The organism is Actinopolymorpha cephalotaxi (assembly GCF_013408535.1).
Taxonomy (GTDB): Bacteria; Actinomycetota; Actinomycetes; order Propionibacteriales; family Actinopolymorphaceae; genus Actinopolymorpha; species Actinopolymorpha cephalotaxi.
The window spans coordinates 6,120,353-6,134,260 of sequence record NZ_JACBZA010000001.1 but is presented as its reverse complement, the minus strand read 5'-3'; the positions used below and the strand labels follow the sequence as shown (position 1 = coordinate 6,134,260).

27 protein-coding genes are annotated in these 13,908 nt (G+C 71.5%); 11 read left to right on the top strand and 16 right to left on the bottom strand.

The genetic code is table 11. The features are described 5' to 3' along the window. Window position 1: 1 nt before the first annotated feature. Window positions 2-331: an ArsR/SmtB family transcription factor gene (locus tag FHR37_RS27340; RefSeq protein WP_092884038.1), complete on the top strand. Its 330-nt coding sequence runs from the start codon at window positions 2-4 to the stop codon at window positions 329-331. 43 nt (window positions 332-374) lie between these two features. Here the strand turns inward: FHR37_RS27340 and FHR37_RS27335 are convergent, their stop codons facing one another. Further along, window positions 375-1,124, bottom strand: a complete 750-nt coding sequence (locus FHR37_RS27335) for a helix-turn-helix transcriptional regulator (RefSeq protein ID WP_092884037.1) — start codon at window positions 1,122-1,124, stop codon at window positions 375-377. Between the two features lie 250 nt (window positions 1,125-1,374). Between FHR37_RS27335 and FHR37_RS27330 the strand changes: the two genes are divergently transcribed. From FHR37_RS27330 to FHR37_RS27315, 5 genes are read left to right on the top strand one after another with little or no spacing between them, the layout of a single operon-like run. Then, the gene (locus FHR37_RS27330; protein WP_092884036.1) at window positions 1,375-1,653 is read left to right on the top strand and encodes a hypothetical protein; all 279 of its coding nucleotides are present in this window, start codon (window positions 1,375-1,377) and stop codon (window positions 1,651-1,653) included. Beyond that, the gene (locus FHR37_RS32750; protein ID WP_269086086.1) at window positions 1,650-1,781 is read left to right on the top strand and encodes a hypothetical protein; all 132 of its coding nucleotides are present in this window, start codon (window positions 1,650-1,652) and stop codon (window positions 1,779-1,781) included. Before FHR37_RS27330 ends, FHR37_RS32750 begins: the two co-directional genes overlap by 4 nt. Window positions 1,782-1,795: 14 nt before the next feature. Next, window positions 1,796-2,149, top strand: coding sequence for a hypothetical protein (locus FHR37_RS27325; protein WP_092884035.1), 354 nt, complete (start codon window positions 1,796-1,798; stop codon window positions 2,147-2,149). Further along, window positions 2,149-2,370, top strand: coding sequence for a hypothetical protein (locus tag FHR37_RS27320; protein WP_092884034.1), 222 nt, complete (start codon window positions 2,149-2,151; stop codon window positions 2,368-2,370). Before FHR37_RS27325 ends, FHR37_RS27320 begins: the two co-directional genes overlap by 1 nt. Beyond that, a complete protein-coding gene (locus tag FHR37_RS27315) occupies window positions 2,363-2,701 on the top strand; it encodes a hypothetical protein (protein WP_092884033.1) in 339 nt (112 codons plus the stop codon). The genes FHR37_RS27320 and FHR37_RS27315 overlap by 8 nt, the downstream gene beginning before the upstream one ends. Before the next feature lie 484 nt (window positions 2,702-3,185). Here the strand turns inward: FHR37_RS27315 and FHR37_RS27310 are convergent, their stop codons facing one another. From FHR37_RS27310 to FHR37_RS27290, 5 genes are all read right to left on the bottom strand, one after another. Further along, window positions 3,186-3,509 carry a hypothetical protein gene (locus FHR37_RS27310; protein ID WP_092884032.1) on the bottom strand — a complete coding sequence of 108 codons (324 nt, stop codon included), beginning with the start codon at window positions 3,507-3,509 and terminating at the stop codon, window positions 3,186-3,188. Next, window positions 3,506-3,727: a hypothetical protein gene (locus tag FHR37_RS27305; protein WP_092884031.1), complete on the bottom strand. Its 222-nt coding sequence runs from the start codon at window positions 3,725-3,727 to the stop codon at window positions 3,506-3,508. The genes FHR37_RS27310 and FHR37_RS27305 overlap by 4 nt, the downstream gene beginning before the upstream one ends. Before the next feature lie 82 nt (window positions 3,728-3,809). After that, window positions 3,810-4,133, bottom strand: a complete 324-nt coding sequence (locus FHR37_RS27300; RefSeq protein ID WP_139239001.1) for a hypothetical protein — start codon at window positions 4,131-4,133, stop codon at window positions 3,810-3,812. 75 nt (window positions 4,134-4,208) lie between these two features. Further along, window positions 4,209-4,373 carry a hypothetical protein gene (locus FHR37_RS27295; RefSeq protein WP_175542556.1) on the bottom strand — a complete coding sequence of 55 codons (165 nt, stop codon included), beginning with the start codon at window positions 4,371-4,373 and terminating at the stop codon, window positions 4,209-4,211. Then, window positions 4,370-4,603 carry a hypothetical protein gene (locus FHR37_RS27290; RefSeq protein WP_092884029.1) on the bottom strand — a complete coding sequence of 78 codons (234 nt, stop codon included), beginning with the start codon at window positions 4,601-4,603 and terminating at the stop codon, window positions 4,370-4,372. The genes FHR37_RS27295 and FHR37_RS27290 overlap by 4 nt, the downstream gene beginning before the upstream one ends. Before the next feature lie 417 nt (window positions 4,604-5,020). On the opposite strand from FHR37_RS27290, the gene FHR37_RS27285 reads away from it, so the two are divergent. Then, window positions 5,021-5,287 (top strand): hypothetical protein, encoded by a 267-nt coding sequence (locus FHR37_RS27285; RefSeq protein ID WP_092884028.1) that lies wholly within the window; start codon window positions 5,021-5,023, stop codon window positions 5,285-5,287. 65 nt (window positions 5,288-5,352) lie between these two features. On the opposite strand, the gene FHR37_RS27280 is transcribed toward FHR37_RS27285, so the two are convergent. The 9 genes from FHR37_RS27280 to FHR37_RS27240 all read right to left on the bottom strand — a co-directional run bounded on the left by FHR37_RS27280 (window position 5,353) and on the right by FHR37_RS27240 (window position 10,243). Then, window positions 5,353-5,637: a hypothetical protein gene (locus FHR37_RS27280; protein WP_092884027.1), complete on the bottom strand. Its 285-nt coding sequence runs from the start codon at window positions 5,635-5,637 to the stop codon at window positions 5,353-5,355. Beyond that, window positions 5,630-5,872, bottom strand: a complete 243-nt coding sequence (locus FHR37_RS27275) for a hypothetical protein (RefSeq protein ID WP_092884026.1) — start codon at window positions 5,870-5,872, stop codon at window positions 5,630-5,632. Before FHR37_RS27275 ends, FHR37_RS27280 begins: the two co-directional genes overlap by 8 nt. Then, a complete protein-coding gene (locus FHR37_RS27270; RefSeq protein WP_092884025.1) occupies window positions 5,869-6,339 on the bottom strand; it encodes an FtsH/Yme1/Tma family ATP-dependent metallopeptidase in 471 nt (156 codons plus the stop codon). Before FHR37_RS27270 ends, FHR37_RS27275 begins: the two co-directional genes overlap by 4 nt. 253 nt (window positions 6,340-6,592) lie before the next feature. Further along, the gene (locus FHR37_RS27265; RefSeq protein WP_092884023.1) at window positions 6,593-6,898 is read right to left on the bottom strand and encodes a hypothetical protein; all 306 of its coding nucleotides are present in this window, start codon (window positions 6,896-6,898) and stop codon (window positions 6,593-6,595) included. A gap of 321 nt (window positions 6,899-7,219) precedes the next feature. After that, window positions 7,220-7,600 carry a hypothetical protein gene (locus FHR37_RS27260; RefSeq protein WP_092884022.1) on the bottom strand — a complete coding sequence of 127 codons (381 nt, stop codon included), beginning with the start codon at window positions 7,598-7,600 and terminating at the stop codon, window positions 7,220-7,222. A gap of 103 nt (window positions 7,601-7,703) precedes the next feature. Beyond that, window positions 7,704-7,940: a hypothetical protein gene (locus FHR37_RS27255; protein WP_139239000.1), complete on the bottom strand. Its 237-nt coding sequence runs from the start codon at window positions 7,938-7,940 to the stop codon at window positions 7,704-7,706. 369 nt (window positions 7,941-8,309) lie between these two features. Further along, entirely contained in the window at window positions 8,310-9,788 is a 1,479-nt protein-coding gene (locus FHR37_RS27250; RefSeq protein ID WP_092884020.1) for a recombinase family protein, read from the bottom strand. Further along, window positions 9,785-9,976 carry a hypothetical protein gene (locus FHR37_RS27245; RefSeq protein ID WP_092884019.1) on the bottom strand — a complete coding sequence of 64 codons (192 nt, stop codon included), beginning with the start codon at window positions 9,974-9,976 and terminating at the stop codon, window positions 9,785-9,787. Before FHR37_RS27245 ends, FHR37_RS27250 begins: the two co-directional genes overlap by 4 nt. 39 nt (window positions 9,977-10,015) lie before the next feature. After that, window positions 10,016-10,243 carry a helix-turn-helix transcriptional regulator gene (locus tag FHR37_RS27240; protein WP_237768849.1) on the bottom strand — a complete coding sequence of 76 codons (228 nt, stop codon included), beginning with the start codon at window positions 10,241-10,243 and terminating at the stop codon, window positions 10,016-10,018. A 111-nt stretch (window positions 10,244-10,354) separates the two neighbouring features. Here FHR37_RS27240 and FHR37_RS27235 point away from each other — a divergent pair, with 111 nt between their 5' ends. After that, window positions 10,355-11,104, top strand: coding sequence for an alpha/beta fold hydrolase (locus FHR37_RS27235; RefSeq protein WP_092884018.1), 750 nt, complete (start codon window positions 10,355-10,357; stop codon window positions 11,102-11,104). Window positions 11,105-11,185: 81 nt separating this feature from the next. On the opposite strand, the gene FHR37_RS27230 is transcribed toward FHR37_RS27235, so the two are convergent. Continuing rightward, a complete protein-coding gene (locus FHR37_RS27230; protein ID WP_092884017.1) occupies window positions 11,186-12,172 on the bottom strand; it encodes an aldo/keto reductase in 987 nt (328 codons plus the stop codon). A 199-nt stretch (window positions 12,173-12,371) separates the two neighbouring features. On the opposite strand from FHR37_RS27230, the gene FHR37_RS27225 reads away from it, so the two are divergent. The 3 genes from FHR37_RS27225 (at window position 12,372) to FHR37_RS33540 (ending at window position 13,883) form a co-directional block, all read left to right on the top strand. After that, the gene (locus FHR37_RS27225; RefSeq protein ID WP_092884016.1) at window positions 12,372-12,854 is read left to right on the top strand and encodes a hypothetical protein; all 483 of its coding nucleotides are present in this window, start codon (window positions 12,372-12,374) and stop codon (window positions 12,852-12,854) included. Window positions 12,855-12,946: 92 nt separating this feature from the next. Next, on the top strand, window positions 12,947-13,717 hold the full coding sequence (locus FHR37_RS33545) for an alpha/beta fold hydrolase (RefSeq protein WP_092884015.1): 771 nt from the start codon (window positions 12,947-12,949) through the stop codon (window positions 13,715-13,717). Further along, a complete protein-coding gene (locus FHR37_RS33540; protein WP_092884014.1) occupies window positions 13,677-13,883 on the top strand; it encodes a hypothetical protein in 207 nt (68 codons plus the stop codon). The genes FHR37_RS33545 and FHR37_RS33540 overlap by 41 nt, the downstream gene beginning before the upstream one ends. Window positions 13,884-13,908 lie beyond the last annotated feature (25 nt).

Sequence of the window (13,908 nt, the reverse complement as noted above, 5' to 3'; positions counted from 1 at the left end):
TGTGCACGCCTTCGACGTACTCGGCGATCCCGTACGACGGCGCATCCTCGAACTCCTCGCCGACGGCGAGCAGTCGGCGGGGGCGATCGTGGAGACGATCCGGGCGGAGTTCGGGATCAGCCAGCCGGCGGTGTCCCAGCACCTGCGGGTCCTGCGCGAGAACGGCTTCGCGAACGTCCGGGCCGAGGGCACCCGCCGGCTGTACGCCGTGGACACCGCGCCGCTGCGTGAGGTGGACGAGTGGCTGGAGCAGTACCGCCGGTTCTGGACGCAGCGGCTGGACGCGCTCGGGACCGAGCTCCGCCGCGGCCGGCGCGGGACCGACAGCTGAGGAGCCGCCTGAGGAGCTGGACCCGAGCAGTCCGGCGGAAGCCTCACGCGCCGCGGCCGGCGTACGACTGCAGCGCCACGCCGAGCGCCCGCACCTCCGCGCGCAACTCGGCCGGACGGCGCACCTCGAACGGCCAGCCGAGCCCGGCCAGCATCAGCGCGGCGCCGTCGAGGCGCTCGGCCCGCATGGTCAGCACGACGCCGCCGTCCGCCTCCGCGAGCGTGGCCAGCGTCGCCGGGACCCGCCGGCGTACGTCTGCCAGTGGAGCGTCCAGGACGACCTCGACCTCGTGCGCCCACGGGACCCGGGCCAGCGACTCGCTCACCCGGGCAACCGGATCGAAGTCGGCCGGCGGTTCGAACCCGGCGCCGGTCGGGGTGACCGCGGCGATCCGGTCCACCCGGAAGGTGCGCACCTCGTCGCGCCGGTGGTCGTGGCCGGTGACGTACCACCTGCCCCGGTCGACGACCAGGCCGTACGGGTCGAGGTCGCGCTCGGACCGCTCGCCGCCGCGACCGGCGTAGGTCAGGTGCACCCGCTGCCGGCGCCGTGCGGCGGACGCGAGGGTGAGGACCACCTCGGTCGGCGGTACCTCGCCGGTCCGGGTCGGCCGGGTCAGGCCGAGGGTGTCCTGGACCGCGGTCACCCGGTCGCGCACCGCCGCGGGCAGGACGCGGGAGATCTTGGCCAGCGCGCTCTCGGTCGCGGTCGCCGTCGTGGAGGTGGCCGGCCCGGCGGCGCGCGCCGCGACCAGTCCGAGCACGACGGCGGTGGCCTCGTCGTCGGTGAACATCAGCGGCGGCAGCTTGTATCCCGGGCGTTAGTGCAGTCCGTGCCGCCTTTCCCCGCGCCTGCGGTCAGACCAAGTGGCCATAATCGGCCAGAACCAGACCTCGGGGTAAACCGGAGGCAAAAACCGGACAGACCGGTCAGGTCGCGGGGGGATGCTTCGCCCCAGCCCCGGCGCAACCGGGGCGGGTCCGAGCGGAGTTGCAGCTCCAGCCCGGACCCTCGGCCCACACCTACGGGAGAGGTGCAGAACCGTGGACCGCATTGTTCCGGAAGACCCTGACGCGATCGACTTCGAGACCATCCTTGGCCACGAACGGATGGCTGCCGCGGAGCGGGTGAACCAGGCCGCCGACGCGGCGATCGCAGCCATCGACCGTCCGGCCAGCCGCACCGCCCGGATGCGTGCCGGTGCACTGCTCGCCCTGTGCTGGCTGTGCGGCGGCTCGTTCGGCGTCGAGGCCGCCGACTGGCGTGCACTGCCCGGCGCCTGTCTGGACGCCGCCGTTGCCCGCGAGGAGCGGCGTCCGTGACCCACCACCGCCGACGTCGCCACTACTACCTGCCGACACCTGCATGGGCGGTCGTTCTGCTGGCCGCTCTCATCACCTTCGCCGTGCTGGCCGTACGGCTCATCCACCACCTGCTCACCCTGATCTGAGAGAGGACACTCCCATGACCGAAGAACGCCGCGCACGCATCCAACGCCTCGCCGAACAACTCGCGATGGCCGAGGACATCCACACCGCCCGGAAGTCGCTGGGCGCCACCTGGCAGGGCCTCGCCGCTGCGTGCGGGACCGACATCACCCAGGCGACCGTCAAGCGGTGCGAGGACGGGAAGGGCACCACGGCCGAGCTGGTCGCGATCCGCGCCGGGCTGGTCAAGCTCGCCGACGCCGCCGACGCCGCACACGCCGCCCGGATGCGATCGGTGCGCGCACTCGTTGACGACATGCCCGCCACGGCACCTGCCGACGACAAGGCGTCGAAGGCCACGCCCATCCGCTCCAGCCGCAAGGCGTCCTGATGACGGCCACGGCCGCGCCGCGCGCCGAGGTGCTGGCGTCGTTCGACGACCTACAGCGTGCCGAGGCCGCCCTCCACCAGGCCGCTGGGTGGCTGCGGGGCCTGCACCTGTCCAAGCGGTACGGGGTGAAGCTCCAGCACCGCGAGGGTGCCGTCTGGCTGGTTCTCGTTGACCGCACACCTGGCGTACCGAACCCGCGTCGCGAGGCGCACCATGCGTAGGTTCCTGGCCGTCGCGTGCACCGCGGCGTTCGGCGCCGCACTCCTCAGCGGGTGCGGCGGGCAGAGCACCTACGAGCAGATGTGCGATGCGTACTACTCGGCTCAGCAGGCTCTGATGAACGGCGGCGGCCAGCAGGCCGAGGCCGTCCAGCTCGTCAAGGCCGAGGCGCTGGCCCGCAAGGCGTCCAAGGAGTACGGCGGCCAGCTCGGCACCGACTACGCCGACCTTGCTGACGTGACGGACAACTACCTGCGCGACGGCTCAGGGCTCTCGATGTTGGCGTGGGCCGACCAGTACGGGCGGGCCTGCCACGTCGGGGACGGCAACTAACCCCATCACCCGGGAGCCCCCCGCACCAGCCAGGTGCGGGGGGCTCCTTCGTTGTCTGTGCCCCGTCCCGGGGCTGGACGGCCGTCTCCCGGCCTGGCAGCACCGTGCCGGGGTGGTTGCCTGGGCCGCCCCCGCAGGACACGGCAGACGGGCGTCGGCGAACTGGTGGTCGGCCCGCCCCCGGAAGGAAGGTAGGGGCGGGCCGACTCTCCCGTTTCGGCGGAGCGCACAACCACGCTCAACACCGATCCGTCCGCGCCGGTGAACCAAGCCGCGCGGACAGTCTGTGGTGGTGCCGGGGGCGGCGGCGACGGAGACGAGTGCCGCCGCCGCCCCGGCTCTATGGCGCTGGCCGAGCTGAAAGGCACGCAAGTGCCCGACCATCCATCCCGTGACGCCATGAGCAGTCGCCCCGGGTGAGGTTGACGCCGCCCCTCGGCGCGCGGACCGGTTCCTCCTACCCACCGCGCGCCCAGGGGAGTTCTTAGCGGCGGAACCAGACCGTTGCCTGCTCCGGCGTCGCCGCCGGAGGGGCAGGAGCCGGCATCCCTTCGAGGGCTTCCTCCAGCGTGCCCAGCATGACGTGCAAGTCGTCGTTGCTCGGCTCGGAGAAGAGGATCTGGTCGGGGCCTTCCAGTGCCAGCCGGATGCACAGGAGTGCGGCCCGGAGGGTCTGGCGGCGGGCCTCGCGTAGCGACTCGACCGTCTCGTCCCGGGACCCGAGTGCGGGCACCGTCCGGGCGTTGAGGGCGTGCCGGTACTGGAGCTGCGCCTGCTGCCGTTCGGTGAACGGGGCGGCCGGACTCACGGGAGCACCACCACGGTCGCTTCGGCGCGGCGGTCTGCGCGGCGGAGCTTCAGCTTCGCGATCACGGCCAGGCCTGCCGCCTCACCCACCACGGTCACGCCGCGCGTAGTGCGCTCCACGTAGCCGTCCAGGAGGTTCTGCCGGGCGCCGGACACCGGATCGGTGCGGGACACCGCGGTGCGGGGCTCCGGATCGGTGACGGGCTTGGACTTCGGCACGGACCGCGTACGTGACGGTGCAGGTGCGGGCTCTGGGCGAGCGACGCCGCGGAGCCCGTACGACTCGATGCGCTGCATCACGTCACCGACCCTCGGACCAAGCCTGCCGGGCGGCGACCATGCTGGCTCGGGCCTGGTTCATGTTCCGCCGAAGCTGTTCCAGCCGGTCGAAGTGCGCATCGGCCAGGTTGAGCACCCGCTTGCCCACCTGAGGCATCGTCTCGATGGCGCCGCGCCACTCTTCGGGGTCGGACTCGTACTTGCGAAGCTCTGCGGCGGCCTCGTTGAAACGCCGTTCCGCAGCCTCGATGTCTTTCAACATCAGCACGGTTTTACTCCTCACGCGCTGCTCGCTGGACCTCTCGGCCCAGCGGTGATGGATGTTCCAGTGGACGGCGAGTGCCACGCCGCGTGAGGGCTCCGACCAGTGCCAGGTCCGCGCCTTACCGCCCATCCTCCCACCGGCCACCGACAACCGCTGCTACACCGCGCCGCACCACGGGCACCGCTTCGGCTTGTCCTCGTTGGCGGGGTTCGTCAGCAGCCATCGCTCGCCGCCGCAGGTCCAGCACGGCGCCCGGTCCGGCTCCTCATGCTCCGAAGAGGGATCGCCGTCCCCCGGGACGATCGCCCAGGTGCCCGTCACGTGTTGCTCCCATCGTCCAGGAGGTCACGCAGCCGGTCGCCCAGCCGCACCCGCTCACGCTCCCAGAAGGCGACCATCAGGTCAGGCGGGTCGCCCAGGTAGCCGACCTGCGTCGGCATCCCCTTGCCCTGCTCGGCCGCACGCACGGACACGAGCATCCGGCCCCACGCGGTCACCTGCCGCTCCGCGTCGTCCACCTGCCGGTTGAGTCGCTGGATCTCCAGCTTCACCGCCCGCCGACATCCCTCCGAGCAGTACAACGGGGGCCGACCGCGGCCGGTCGGCGCTGGAACGGCCCTCGTGCAGCCCTGACGCCTGCACGAGCGTTCTCGTTGGTTCATGGCCTGCTCTCACCCCTTCGCTGGGAATAACCGCCTCAGAAGGCGTTCTGGAGACTTGGCAGCGGGAAACTTGCCCTATGGGGGGTCAAGGGCTGTGAGCGGCCCGTCAAGTTTTGACCCGCCCCTGCCCGTGTCACGGCTGTGTCGCGCGTTGTGCGCATCCGTGGTGTGTGAGCCCGTCGCCGTCGAGGGCGGGCCGGTCCTCGGCCCGCAGTGGTCGGCCGCACCGTGCACATGGTTGTGGGCCGCTCTTGCGTAGGGCTTCGGTCAGTAGGTCGAGGCGGAGCTGGTCGGTCCAGTGCAGGTGTGTCCGTCGTCGTGGTCGGGCTGCGCGTGGTGGCATGGCTGTCTCCTGTCTGCTGTGTGCCCGTCTGTCGTGTCGTGTCGGTGGTGGTGGCCGGTTACCCCGGGCGGGTGGTGCTGGGCTGGGAGGTGGGCGCCGTGTCGCAGTCGCAGGTGGTGTGGCGTTGCCCGAAGCACTCGGCGCACTGCTGGACGCTGCATCGGGGGTGGTGCCGCTGGCCGAGTGGGGCGGTGCAGCCGGGGCAGTGGGGCGGCGGCTGGGCGGCGTAGTAGGGCCAGGTGCCTTCGTCGCCGTAGGCGGGCGTCTGCGGTGTCGTGTTGCTGGGCATGGCGGGTTACCCCTTCCGGTCGGTGCTGGGCTGGGAGGTGGGCGTCTGCGGCTGGGACGGGGCACTGCTGCCGCTGCCGCCCCACACGTCGGGGATGGCGGCCGGGTCGGCGTCCGCCGGGCGGGCGATGTAGTCGTCGTCCTGGTGGCCGACGCAGGTGTCGGCGTCGGGCCGGGCCGGGAAGATGCAGCCCTTCAGGCGGCATCGGCGGCTGGGTGGTGGTTGCTTGCGGCGGGGTGCCGGTACGTCTCGCCAGCTACCGGGCAGGGCCTCGGTTGCGCGGTCAGCCATCGGTGTCCTCCCCGCCGGGGCAGAAGTCGAGTGGGCCGTACTGCGTGCCGCAGTGCGCGCAGTGAGCCCAGGCGGGGTGTTCGTCTCCGCAGTCCTGGCAGCGGGTGTCGGGGCCGGTGCCGTCGTCGTCGACCACGACGGTGGGGTCGCCGCAGCGCGGGCAGAGGATCGCGTCTGGGCAGGCGTAGGTGTGGCCCGCGTCGCTGGCCGACCCGCAGGTTGAGCAGTCACTCATCGGTGTCCCCCTGCTGGCCCGCGGTCCATGAGTTGTTGGACCTGGCGGCCGGACAGAGTTCCCTGTTCGGCGAGGGCTTCGGCGACGCGTTCCACCACCGGCCAGTGTTCCGTCAGTACGTCGGTCATGACGCGCTCGAACCACCCCACCGGATAGCCGGGAACGTCCTGCTGATCGAAGTCCGCGGCACACCCGCCGAAGATGATCCGTGCCGTCACCTCGTCCTCATCGAGTCCCAGTTCCTGAAGGTGTCGGGCCTCGGCGACCGGACCGGCCGCCGCCACCGATGCGTACGTGTACGCACTCATCCGCCGGGGCCTCCAGATCATTACGTGTCCAGTGAGTCCGGCCGTGCGGGGCCGCACCGTGACGTAGCGGAACGGCAGCCGGTGCAGAAGGTAGGCGACGGCGTGACCCGCTTCGTGGTAGGCGACGGTGCGGGGGTCGTCGAGATCCAGGTCAGTCATTCCTCGGTGGCCTTCCTCTGTTGAATCATCCGGAGTCTGCGTGCGTGTCGCTGGCGCAGCCCGTACGTCCGGCGTCGCTTCCGTTCGGCCCGGTCGTCTACGGGTTCGCGTGGCTCGGGGAAGCCAGTGAGTACCTGCGGGCCGATCGGTGTCGTGGACCGGGGCCGCAGGTGTGGGCGGCAGACCAGGCAGGCGATGGGGTGGCCGTCGCCGTCCTCACCGAGCCAGCCGTCCACACACCGCGCGTCGTGGCTCACCGGAGAGCACCGCGCATGTGTCGCCGCACGCTGCCCGGCGGGGTGAAGGTGTGGTTGTCGTCGATGCGCGGTGCTCTCCGGCAGTGCTCCTCGCTGCGTCCGCAGTAGTCGCACAGCACGCCGACCGGCACTGTGGACGTAGCCCGCTCCATGTCGCCGGGCTCGGCGGTGGTGATGCGCCAGTGTGGGCCGTCGAGTGCGATGCCTGCCGGTGTTCTGGCGGCGGGGTTCATCGCCCAGCGCAGGGCAGCGACGCCCAGGAGCGCGGGCCTGGCCGACCGGCGCGCGCCGAGTGCTGCCATCACACCTGGCTCATCCCACTCGGGTCGTTCGGCGCACACGAGCGCAGCGATCAGCGCAGCCTGTTCGCGGGTTGTCTCGTGGCTCTGGTTGTCATTCATTCATGCGCCGCTTCCGGGCTGGGCCTCCATGAATGAAGTGACCTTCAACCACAGAGGCAGAACGGGGTACAGAAGACTCAAGAGAGGCGCGCACAAACCCGCAGGTCAGCGCGTTGGCCGCGGACACTGAAGGTCCGGCAGGCGGACACTGAGCGTCCGCTTTTCCCCCCGTAGGCGGACACTGAGCGTCCGCCTCGGGAGCTCCAACCTGCGGAAACGTGGTCATGTGCGGCGCCGTTGACGTGCCAGCTTCGGCGCCCTGCCGATGCCGTGGTGGTGACACCAGTGACCACTCGTGCCGTTGCACAACCGCTCAGCATCGAAGTGCAGACAGAGCACCGACGAGTCGGGCTCGATGACCTTCAACCCGCGCAGCCCTTCGACGGCTCGGCGCACGTGCCGTTCTGTCACCGCATGGACCACCTCGCCAGTGATCGGGTCCATGACGGACAGCAGGCGCGCAAGCTCACCAGATCCGAACTCCGCATGGCCGATCGCGTTCACCCGCAGCACGGCCAGGTCGATCAGCCGACGCTCAACCGAACCGATCGTGGACATGGCCCAGGCCAGGTCGCATGAGTACTTGACCCACTCGCCGCTCACCGCGTCACCGCCCCGATGTCGGTGGGGCGTGCCATGCTGGTGTCGGTGGCAGTGGGGCGGGCGCCGGTTCTTCTGGGGAACGGCGCCCCGTCCGCCGCCCCCATTACCCGGCCGCCCTGCGCTCGCCATCTGCCCGCACGATCGGGCGGAAGATGCGGCGGATGGTGTCGCGCTGCTCCTCGGTGAGCTTCGGCCAGCCCTCGATGATCCGGGCCGCGTCGTCTTCGAGCTTCGCCGCCTCGTACTCCTGGCGGGCGATCCGTTCTGCTTCGCGGTTGCCAGTCAGGGTGGCGTTGCCGATGGCTGACCGCTTCTGTCGAGCCTTCTGTGACAAGGGCATCGTCGATGGACGCCTTCCGTGCTGCGGCTACCCGTCCCCATCGCCGCTGTGTGTTGCAGGTGCCCGCGCGCCACTACGCGCTGCCGGGGGCCGGTGGTAGATCCCGGCTTACCTGTCTCCGACCTTACCGCCACAAGGCAGGGCCAACCGAACGACTACGGCGCCGAATCCCCTTATCTGTAAGGGTGTTCTCTGACAAAACCGGACCTGGAGTGGACCTAATCCCACCGTCCCCCGCGTGAAAGCTGCACGGTCACGTTCGGCGACGGTTCGGCGGCAGTCATTGAAAGTTGTATCCGCCGCGGTCGCATGGTGAGACAGCAGAAGCCCCCGGCGCATGGCCGGGGGCTTCGTGGCTGGACGGCTTGGTCAGGCCTTCGGGGTGAACTCCACCCAGGACGAGTCGAAGGCGCGACGGCCGCCGCCAGCGGGCCGCAGGGTGACGGTGAACAGAACGTCGATGACCGCGCGCTGCTGGTCGAGCCCGAGAGCGTCGAACGCGGCGTGCACGTCGTCGGCGTGCACCAGCCCGGCCAGCAGCGGGGACCGGTCGAAGTCCTGCATCCCCGCCTCCGCCTCGGCGAGCTTCTGCGTCAACCGGGCCTTGCGCTCCTTGTACTCCCCCGGGCTCATCGAGCCGTCTTCCACCAGGTCACCCAGGCCGCGGATGCGCACCCGCAGCGACTCGGCCTCGGTACGCAGTGCGGCAGTGTCCGGGCGGGTGTCATCCACCAGCAGGTCGGCCGCGTCCGGCTCCCGAAGCCGCTTGCACACCACGGCGCGCACCAGGGCGTCGACCGGCTCCGCCTTCAAGCTCATGTGCGCCTTGCGGGTGCACTTGTAGATCCGCACCGGTCCGGCCGTACGGCTGCGGCTGGTGCACACCACCACCGACGTGATCCCCTCGTCCGCGCACGGGCCGCACAGGTACAGTCCGCCGCCCACCCACCGGCGCGCCAGCGGCTTCCCGTGGAACCGGTCCGGGTCGTCCAGGATGCGCTGCACCGCACGCCACTTCTCCGGGTCCACGATCGGCTCCCAGGTGCCCGGCCGCTCCTGCCCGTCGTAGACCCGGAAACCGGCGTACTGCGGGTTCCGGAGCAGGCCGTGCACCTTGCCCGCCGTCCAGGGCTTGCCGCCCCGCTCCGGCGGCTTGCCAGTGCCCTTCACGAGCCCGTTCTCGTCCAGGTCGGGCAGCGGGGTGAACAGCCCGGCGCCGTTCAGCTCGCCGATGATGCCGCGGACGCTGCCACCGGCCAGCACGCGGTCGAACGCCGCGCGCACCGCGTCGGCCTCGGCGGGCACGTGCGCCGCCTTATCCCGGGTGAAGCCGAACAGTCGCTTGGTCACGGGTGCGATGCCCCTCTCTGCGCGCTGGGCGTTCGCGAGCTTCTGCCGCGCGCCCTTCGTGGTGATCTCCAGCTTCGCGACGTTGCCCATCAGCTCCGCCACGAACATGCCCATCGGGCTGTCCAGGTCCAGCTCGCCGCCGTTCGCCAGGACGACGCGCACCCGCGCCGCCTTCGCCGCCTCCAGGAACCGAACCGCGTCGCGGCTGTTCCGGGCGATGCGGTCGAAGGCGTACGCCAGCACCACGTCCACCTGCCCGGTCTCCATGAGCCGGAGCAGCCGCTCGAAGCCGGGGCGGCGGATCTTGCCTGCCGCGCTGAGGTCGTTGTCGGACAGCTCCACGGCGGCAGCCCAGCCGCGCGAGGTGGCGATGCCGGAGAGCGCCTGCCGCTGCCGGGCGACGCCCAGCTCCTCGCCGGTGGCGTCGAGGCTGATCCGTAGGTAGGTGGCCGCGCGCAGGGTGGCCGGGACGAGCGGGGTGATGGTGGCGACGCTCATGCCCGGGCCGCCGCTTCGGTCCAGACCTGCGCCGCGTGCTGCGCCTGCGGGGTGGTGTCGTAGTCGCCGAACACCTGCCCGTCGAGCATCAGCAGGCCGACGCCGTACACCACCCAGACCAGGCTCTCGTCGGTGGTGCTGCCGGTCCACCGGCCGTCGTCGTGGTGGGTCCAGGTGAGCTGGTTCATGGTGCGTCCCCTCGGGAGTGAAAGGCGGTACAGGACGCACTATACGGGGCGCAGGCGGTAGCCGCCGTAGCGACCGCGCTCGGCCTCCACGGGTACGCCGAACTCGGTCAGCCGGGTGGCGTACCGGCGGACGGTGCGCTGGTCGACGCCCAGCCGGTCGGCGAGCTCGGCGCCGCCGAGCCGGTGGTGGGCCTGCAGGAGCTCGAGCAGCGCGAGCACCCGGGTCGTGGGGTGCGGCCGCTCGGCGGGTGACGGGTTCGGCGACATGTTCCCAGCATGCCGCGCAATGCGGGCGGATTCGGTCCGGATTCGGTTCTACGGTGGCCGACGTGGGTCAGGTAGGGACCGTTCAGACCCCTTCACGGAAGGAATCCGCACATGGCCACATACGTACTCGTCGCCGGCAACTGGCTCGGCGCCTGGGCATGGACCGACGTCACCGCCCGCCTGCGCGCGGCCGGCCACGACGTCCACCCCGTCACGCTCACCGGTGTCGGCGACCGGGTGCACCTCGCGTCCCGGGAGGTCGACCTGGACACCCACGTCGCCGACGTCGTGCACACCATCGAGTACGCCGACCTGCACGAGGTGATCCTGGTCGGCCACAGCTACGGCGGCTTCCCGGTGACGGGCGCGGCCGAGCGGGTGCCGGACCGGATCGCGCGCCTGGTCTACGTCGAGAGCGGGCCGCTGCCGAGCGGGACGTCGCAGCTGGACATGGCCGGGCCGGAGGAGCGCGAGGCGACGCTGCGGCGGATGAAGGAACGCGAGGACGGCTGGCTCCTTCCGCCGCCGTCACCGGCCGAGCTCGCCTCCGGCGCACCGGTGTACGCCGGACTCGACGAGGCGGCCAGGGCGGTGTTCACCGCCCGGGCGGTCCCGCAGCCGCTGAACGCCAACGCCCAGCCGCTCCACCTCGCCGGCGACGGCCGCCGCGACGGCCTGCCGCACACCCTGGTCACCTGCATGTTCCCGCTGGAGCAGGTGCGGGCGATGATCGCCGAGGGTCATCCGTACTTCGCCGGGTTCGGCGGCAAGGAGTGGACCTACGCCGAGGTGCCGACCGGGCACTGGCCGATGCTGTCCGAGCCCGAGCGGCTGGCGCGGGCGCTCGCCGACCTCGGCTGAACGACCAGGCGACAGGGCGACCGAGCGGCGGGTGAACGACCAGGCGACGGGCGGCTGGGCTCGCGTCCCGGCGGAGGTGGCCTACTTGGCGCCGGTCGAGGCGCCGGCGAACGCCGAGCCGTACCGGTCGCCGACCGCGGGCGGCAGCGCGTCCAGCTCGGCCAGCGCGTCGGCCGGCAGCTCCAGGTCGCCCGCGGCGGCGTTCTCCTCGAGGTAGCGCAGCCGCTTCGTGCCGGGGATCGGCACGACGTACTGCCCCCGCGCGACCACCCAGGCCAGCGCGACCTGGCCAGGCGTGGCGCCGACGCGCTCGGCCACCGCGCGCACCTTCGCCACCAGCGCCTGGTTGGCGTCGAACGCCTCGCCCTGGAAGCGCGGCAGTTGCTTGCGCATGTCGCCCTCGGGCAGGTCGGCCGCGGAGGTGATGGCGCCGGTGAGGAACCCGCGCCCGAGCGGAGAGAACGGCAGGAACGCGATCCCCTGCTCCTCGGTGTAGGGGACGATCTCGTCGAGCTGGCCGCGGGTCCACAGCGACAGCTCGGACTGGACACTGGCCACCGGGTGGATCGCCTGCGCCTCCCTGATCTCCGCCAGCGTCGCCTCGGACAGGCCGATCGCCCGGACCTTGCCCTGCGCGACGAGCTCGGCCAGCGCACCCCAGCTCTCCGCCAGCGGGACGGCCGGGTCGACGCGGTGCAGCTGGTAGAGGTCGACGTGGTCCACGCCCAGCCGGGCGAGGCTGCCCTCGATCGCGCCGCGGATGTACTCCGGCCGCGCGTTGCGGTGCAGCTGACGGGTGCCGTCCGGGATCAGCCCGACCTTCGTGGCGAGGACCGCCTGGTCGCGCCGGCCGCGCAGGGCCCGGCCGACGAGCTGCTCGTTGGAGTACGGGCCGTACGCGTCGGCGGTGTCGATCAGCGTGACGCCGAGGTCGAGGGCGCGGTGGATCACCTTGATCGAGGTGGCGTCGTCGCGTTCACCCTCGCCGTACGCCCAGGACATCCCCATGCAACCCAGGCCGATCCGGCCGACCTGCGGACCTCCGGCACCGAGCGTCGTCGTTCGCATCGTTCACTGACCCCTTCCGTCGCGGCGGATCGTCACACCTCCCGAGCCTGCCAGACCGGCTGCCGGCAGCCCAACGGCAAATCCGCACCACAGGTCGGCGCGCCGTCCTTTCTTGACGTTCGCTGTCAAGTACCTTGACGCCAGTCGTCAGGTCACTTGACGGCCGACGTCAAGCAGCTGTCACCGCCGAGGAGACACCATGAGCGCGGCCGATCGGGAGCACCGCGACCTCGCCGAGCACCTGCTGCAACTTCTGGAGCGACGGCTGTTCGACCCGCTGGAGATCCTGCTCGGCAGCGGCCCACAACTGGAGGTGCTCCGCGACCGCGCCGTCGCCCAGGCGGCCGAGTGGGCCTCCGACCTGCTCGACGACACCGAACGCCAGGCCGCCCACACGCTGGCCCGGCTGGTGAGCACCCTCTGGCCGGGCGAGGAGGTGTTCGACCCGCCCGCCTCGTGGTGGCGGACGCCGCTCGGGCAGGTCGCGGCCCGCCGGGTCGGCCACCCGACGGCCGCCGCGGTGACGTACGCCGTGGCGGGTGCGATGCTCGGCGTCACCCGGCAGGGCGTGCACGACCTGCTCACGAGGGGGAGGCTGGATCGCCATCCCGACGGCGGCGTCACCGTCGCGTCGGTCCGCGAACGGCTCCGGCTGCGTGAGGCGGCGTACCACCGGTGGTGACTGCCGACCCCGCTCGGGCCGAATGTCAACCGCGCCTTGACGGGCCTCGGCGCCGCACCCGACCAGCCCACCCTCGACATCCAGGAGCGCACATGCCCACGTCAGCGGTCGACCCGGTAAGGGATCTCGTGGTCGGCGACGGGTCGGTACCGATCGCCGTACGCGACTTCGGCGGGGACGGGCGGCCGCTGGTCCTGCTGCACGGGGCAGGAGGGAACCTCGCCCACTGGACGTCGTTCGCACCACTGCTGGCGCCGGACTTCCGGGTCGTGGCGCCGGACCTGCGCGGGCACGGGCATTCGGCGAACGGGCCATGGACCTGGACGGACGTGCTCACCGACGTGCAGGCGGTGGTCGACCACCTCGGACTGGCCAACCCGGTCGTCGTCGGGCACTCCCTGGGCGGCTACGTCGCGGCGCGGTGGGGGCGTACGCATCCCGACTGCCCCGCGATCGTCGACCTGGACGGATTCCGCAGCGCCGAGACCGGTCGGGACAACTACCCAGGGATGGATCCCCGAGCAGCTCGGCCGCGACCTCGCCACCCTCTCCCAGCTCTTCGCCGGCCAGGCGAGGACGATGGCCGAACCGCTCGCACCGAAGCAGGTGGCAGCGCTGCGCGACCAACTGGTCGGCACGATGACCGCGCTGGGTCAGCCGGCCGGACAGGTGACCGAGGTGTTCGACCGGAACCTGGTGGTGCGCGACGGTCAGACCTTCCTCCGACCGGAGGCGGAGACCGTGCAGGAGATCCGGTCACTGCTGCGGGACGACGACCTGCTGGAGACGCTGCACGAGGTGCGCTGCCCCACCCTGCTCTGCGTGGCGACCGACGACCCCCCGTCCCCACCGGCGGTCGGTGAGCTGATGGCGGCGTACCGGCGAGGACTCGACCGCGACCTCGACTCGTTGGCGGCCGCCAACCCGGCCGTCACTCTCCGACGACTGGACACCACTCACGCCATGCCACTGGAGGCGCCGAAACGGGTCGCCGGACTGATCCGCGAATTCGTGTTCGCGCAGGGCTGACCCGACCACCCCTCCGAGATCAGGG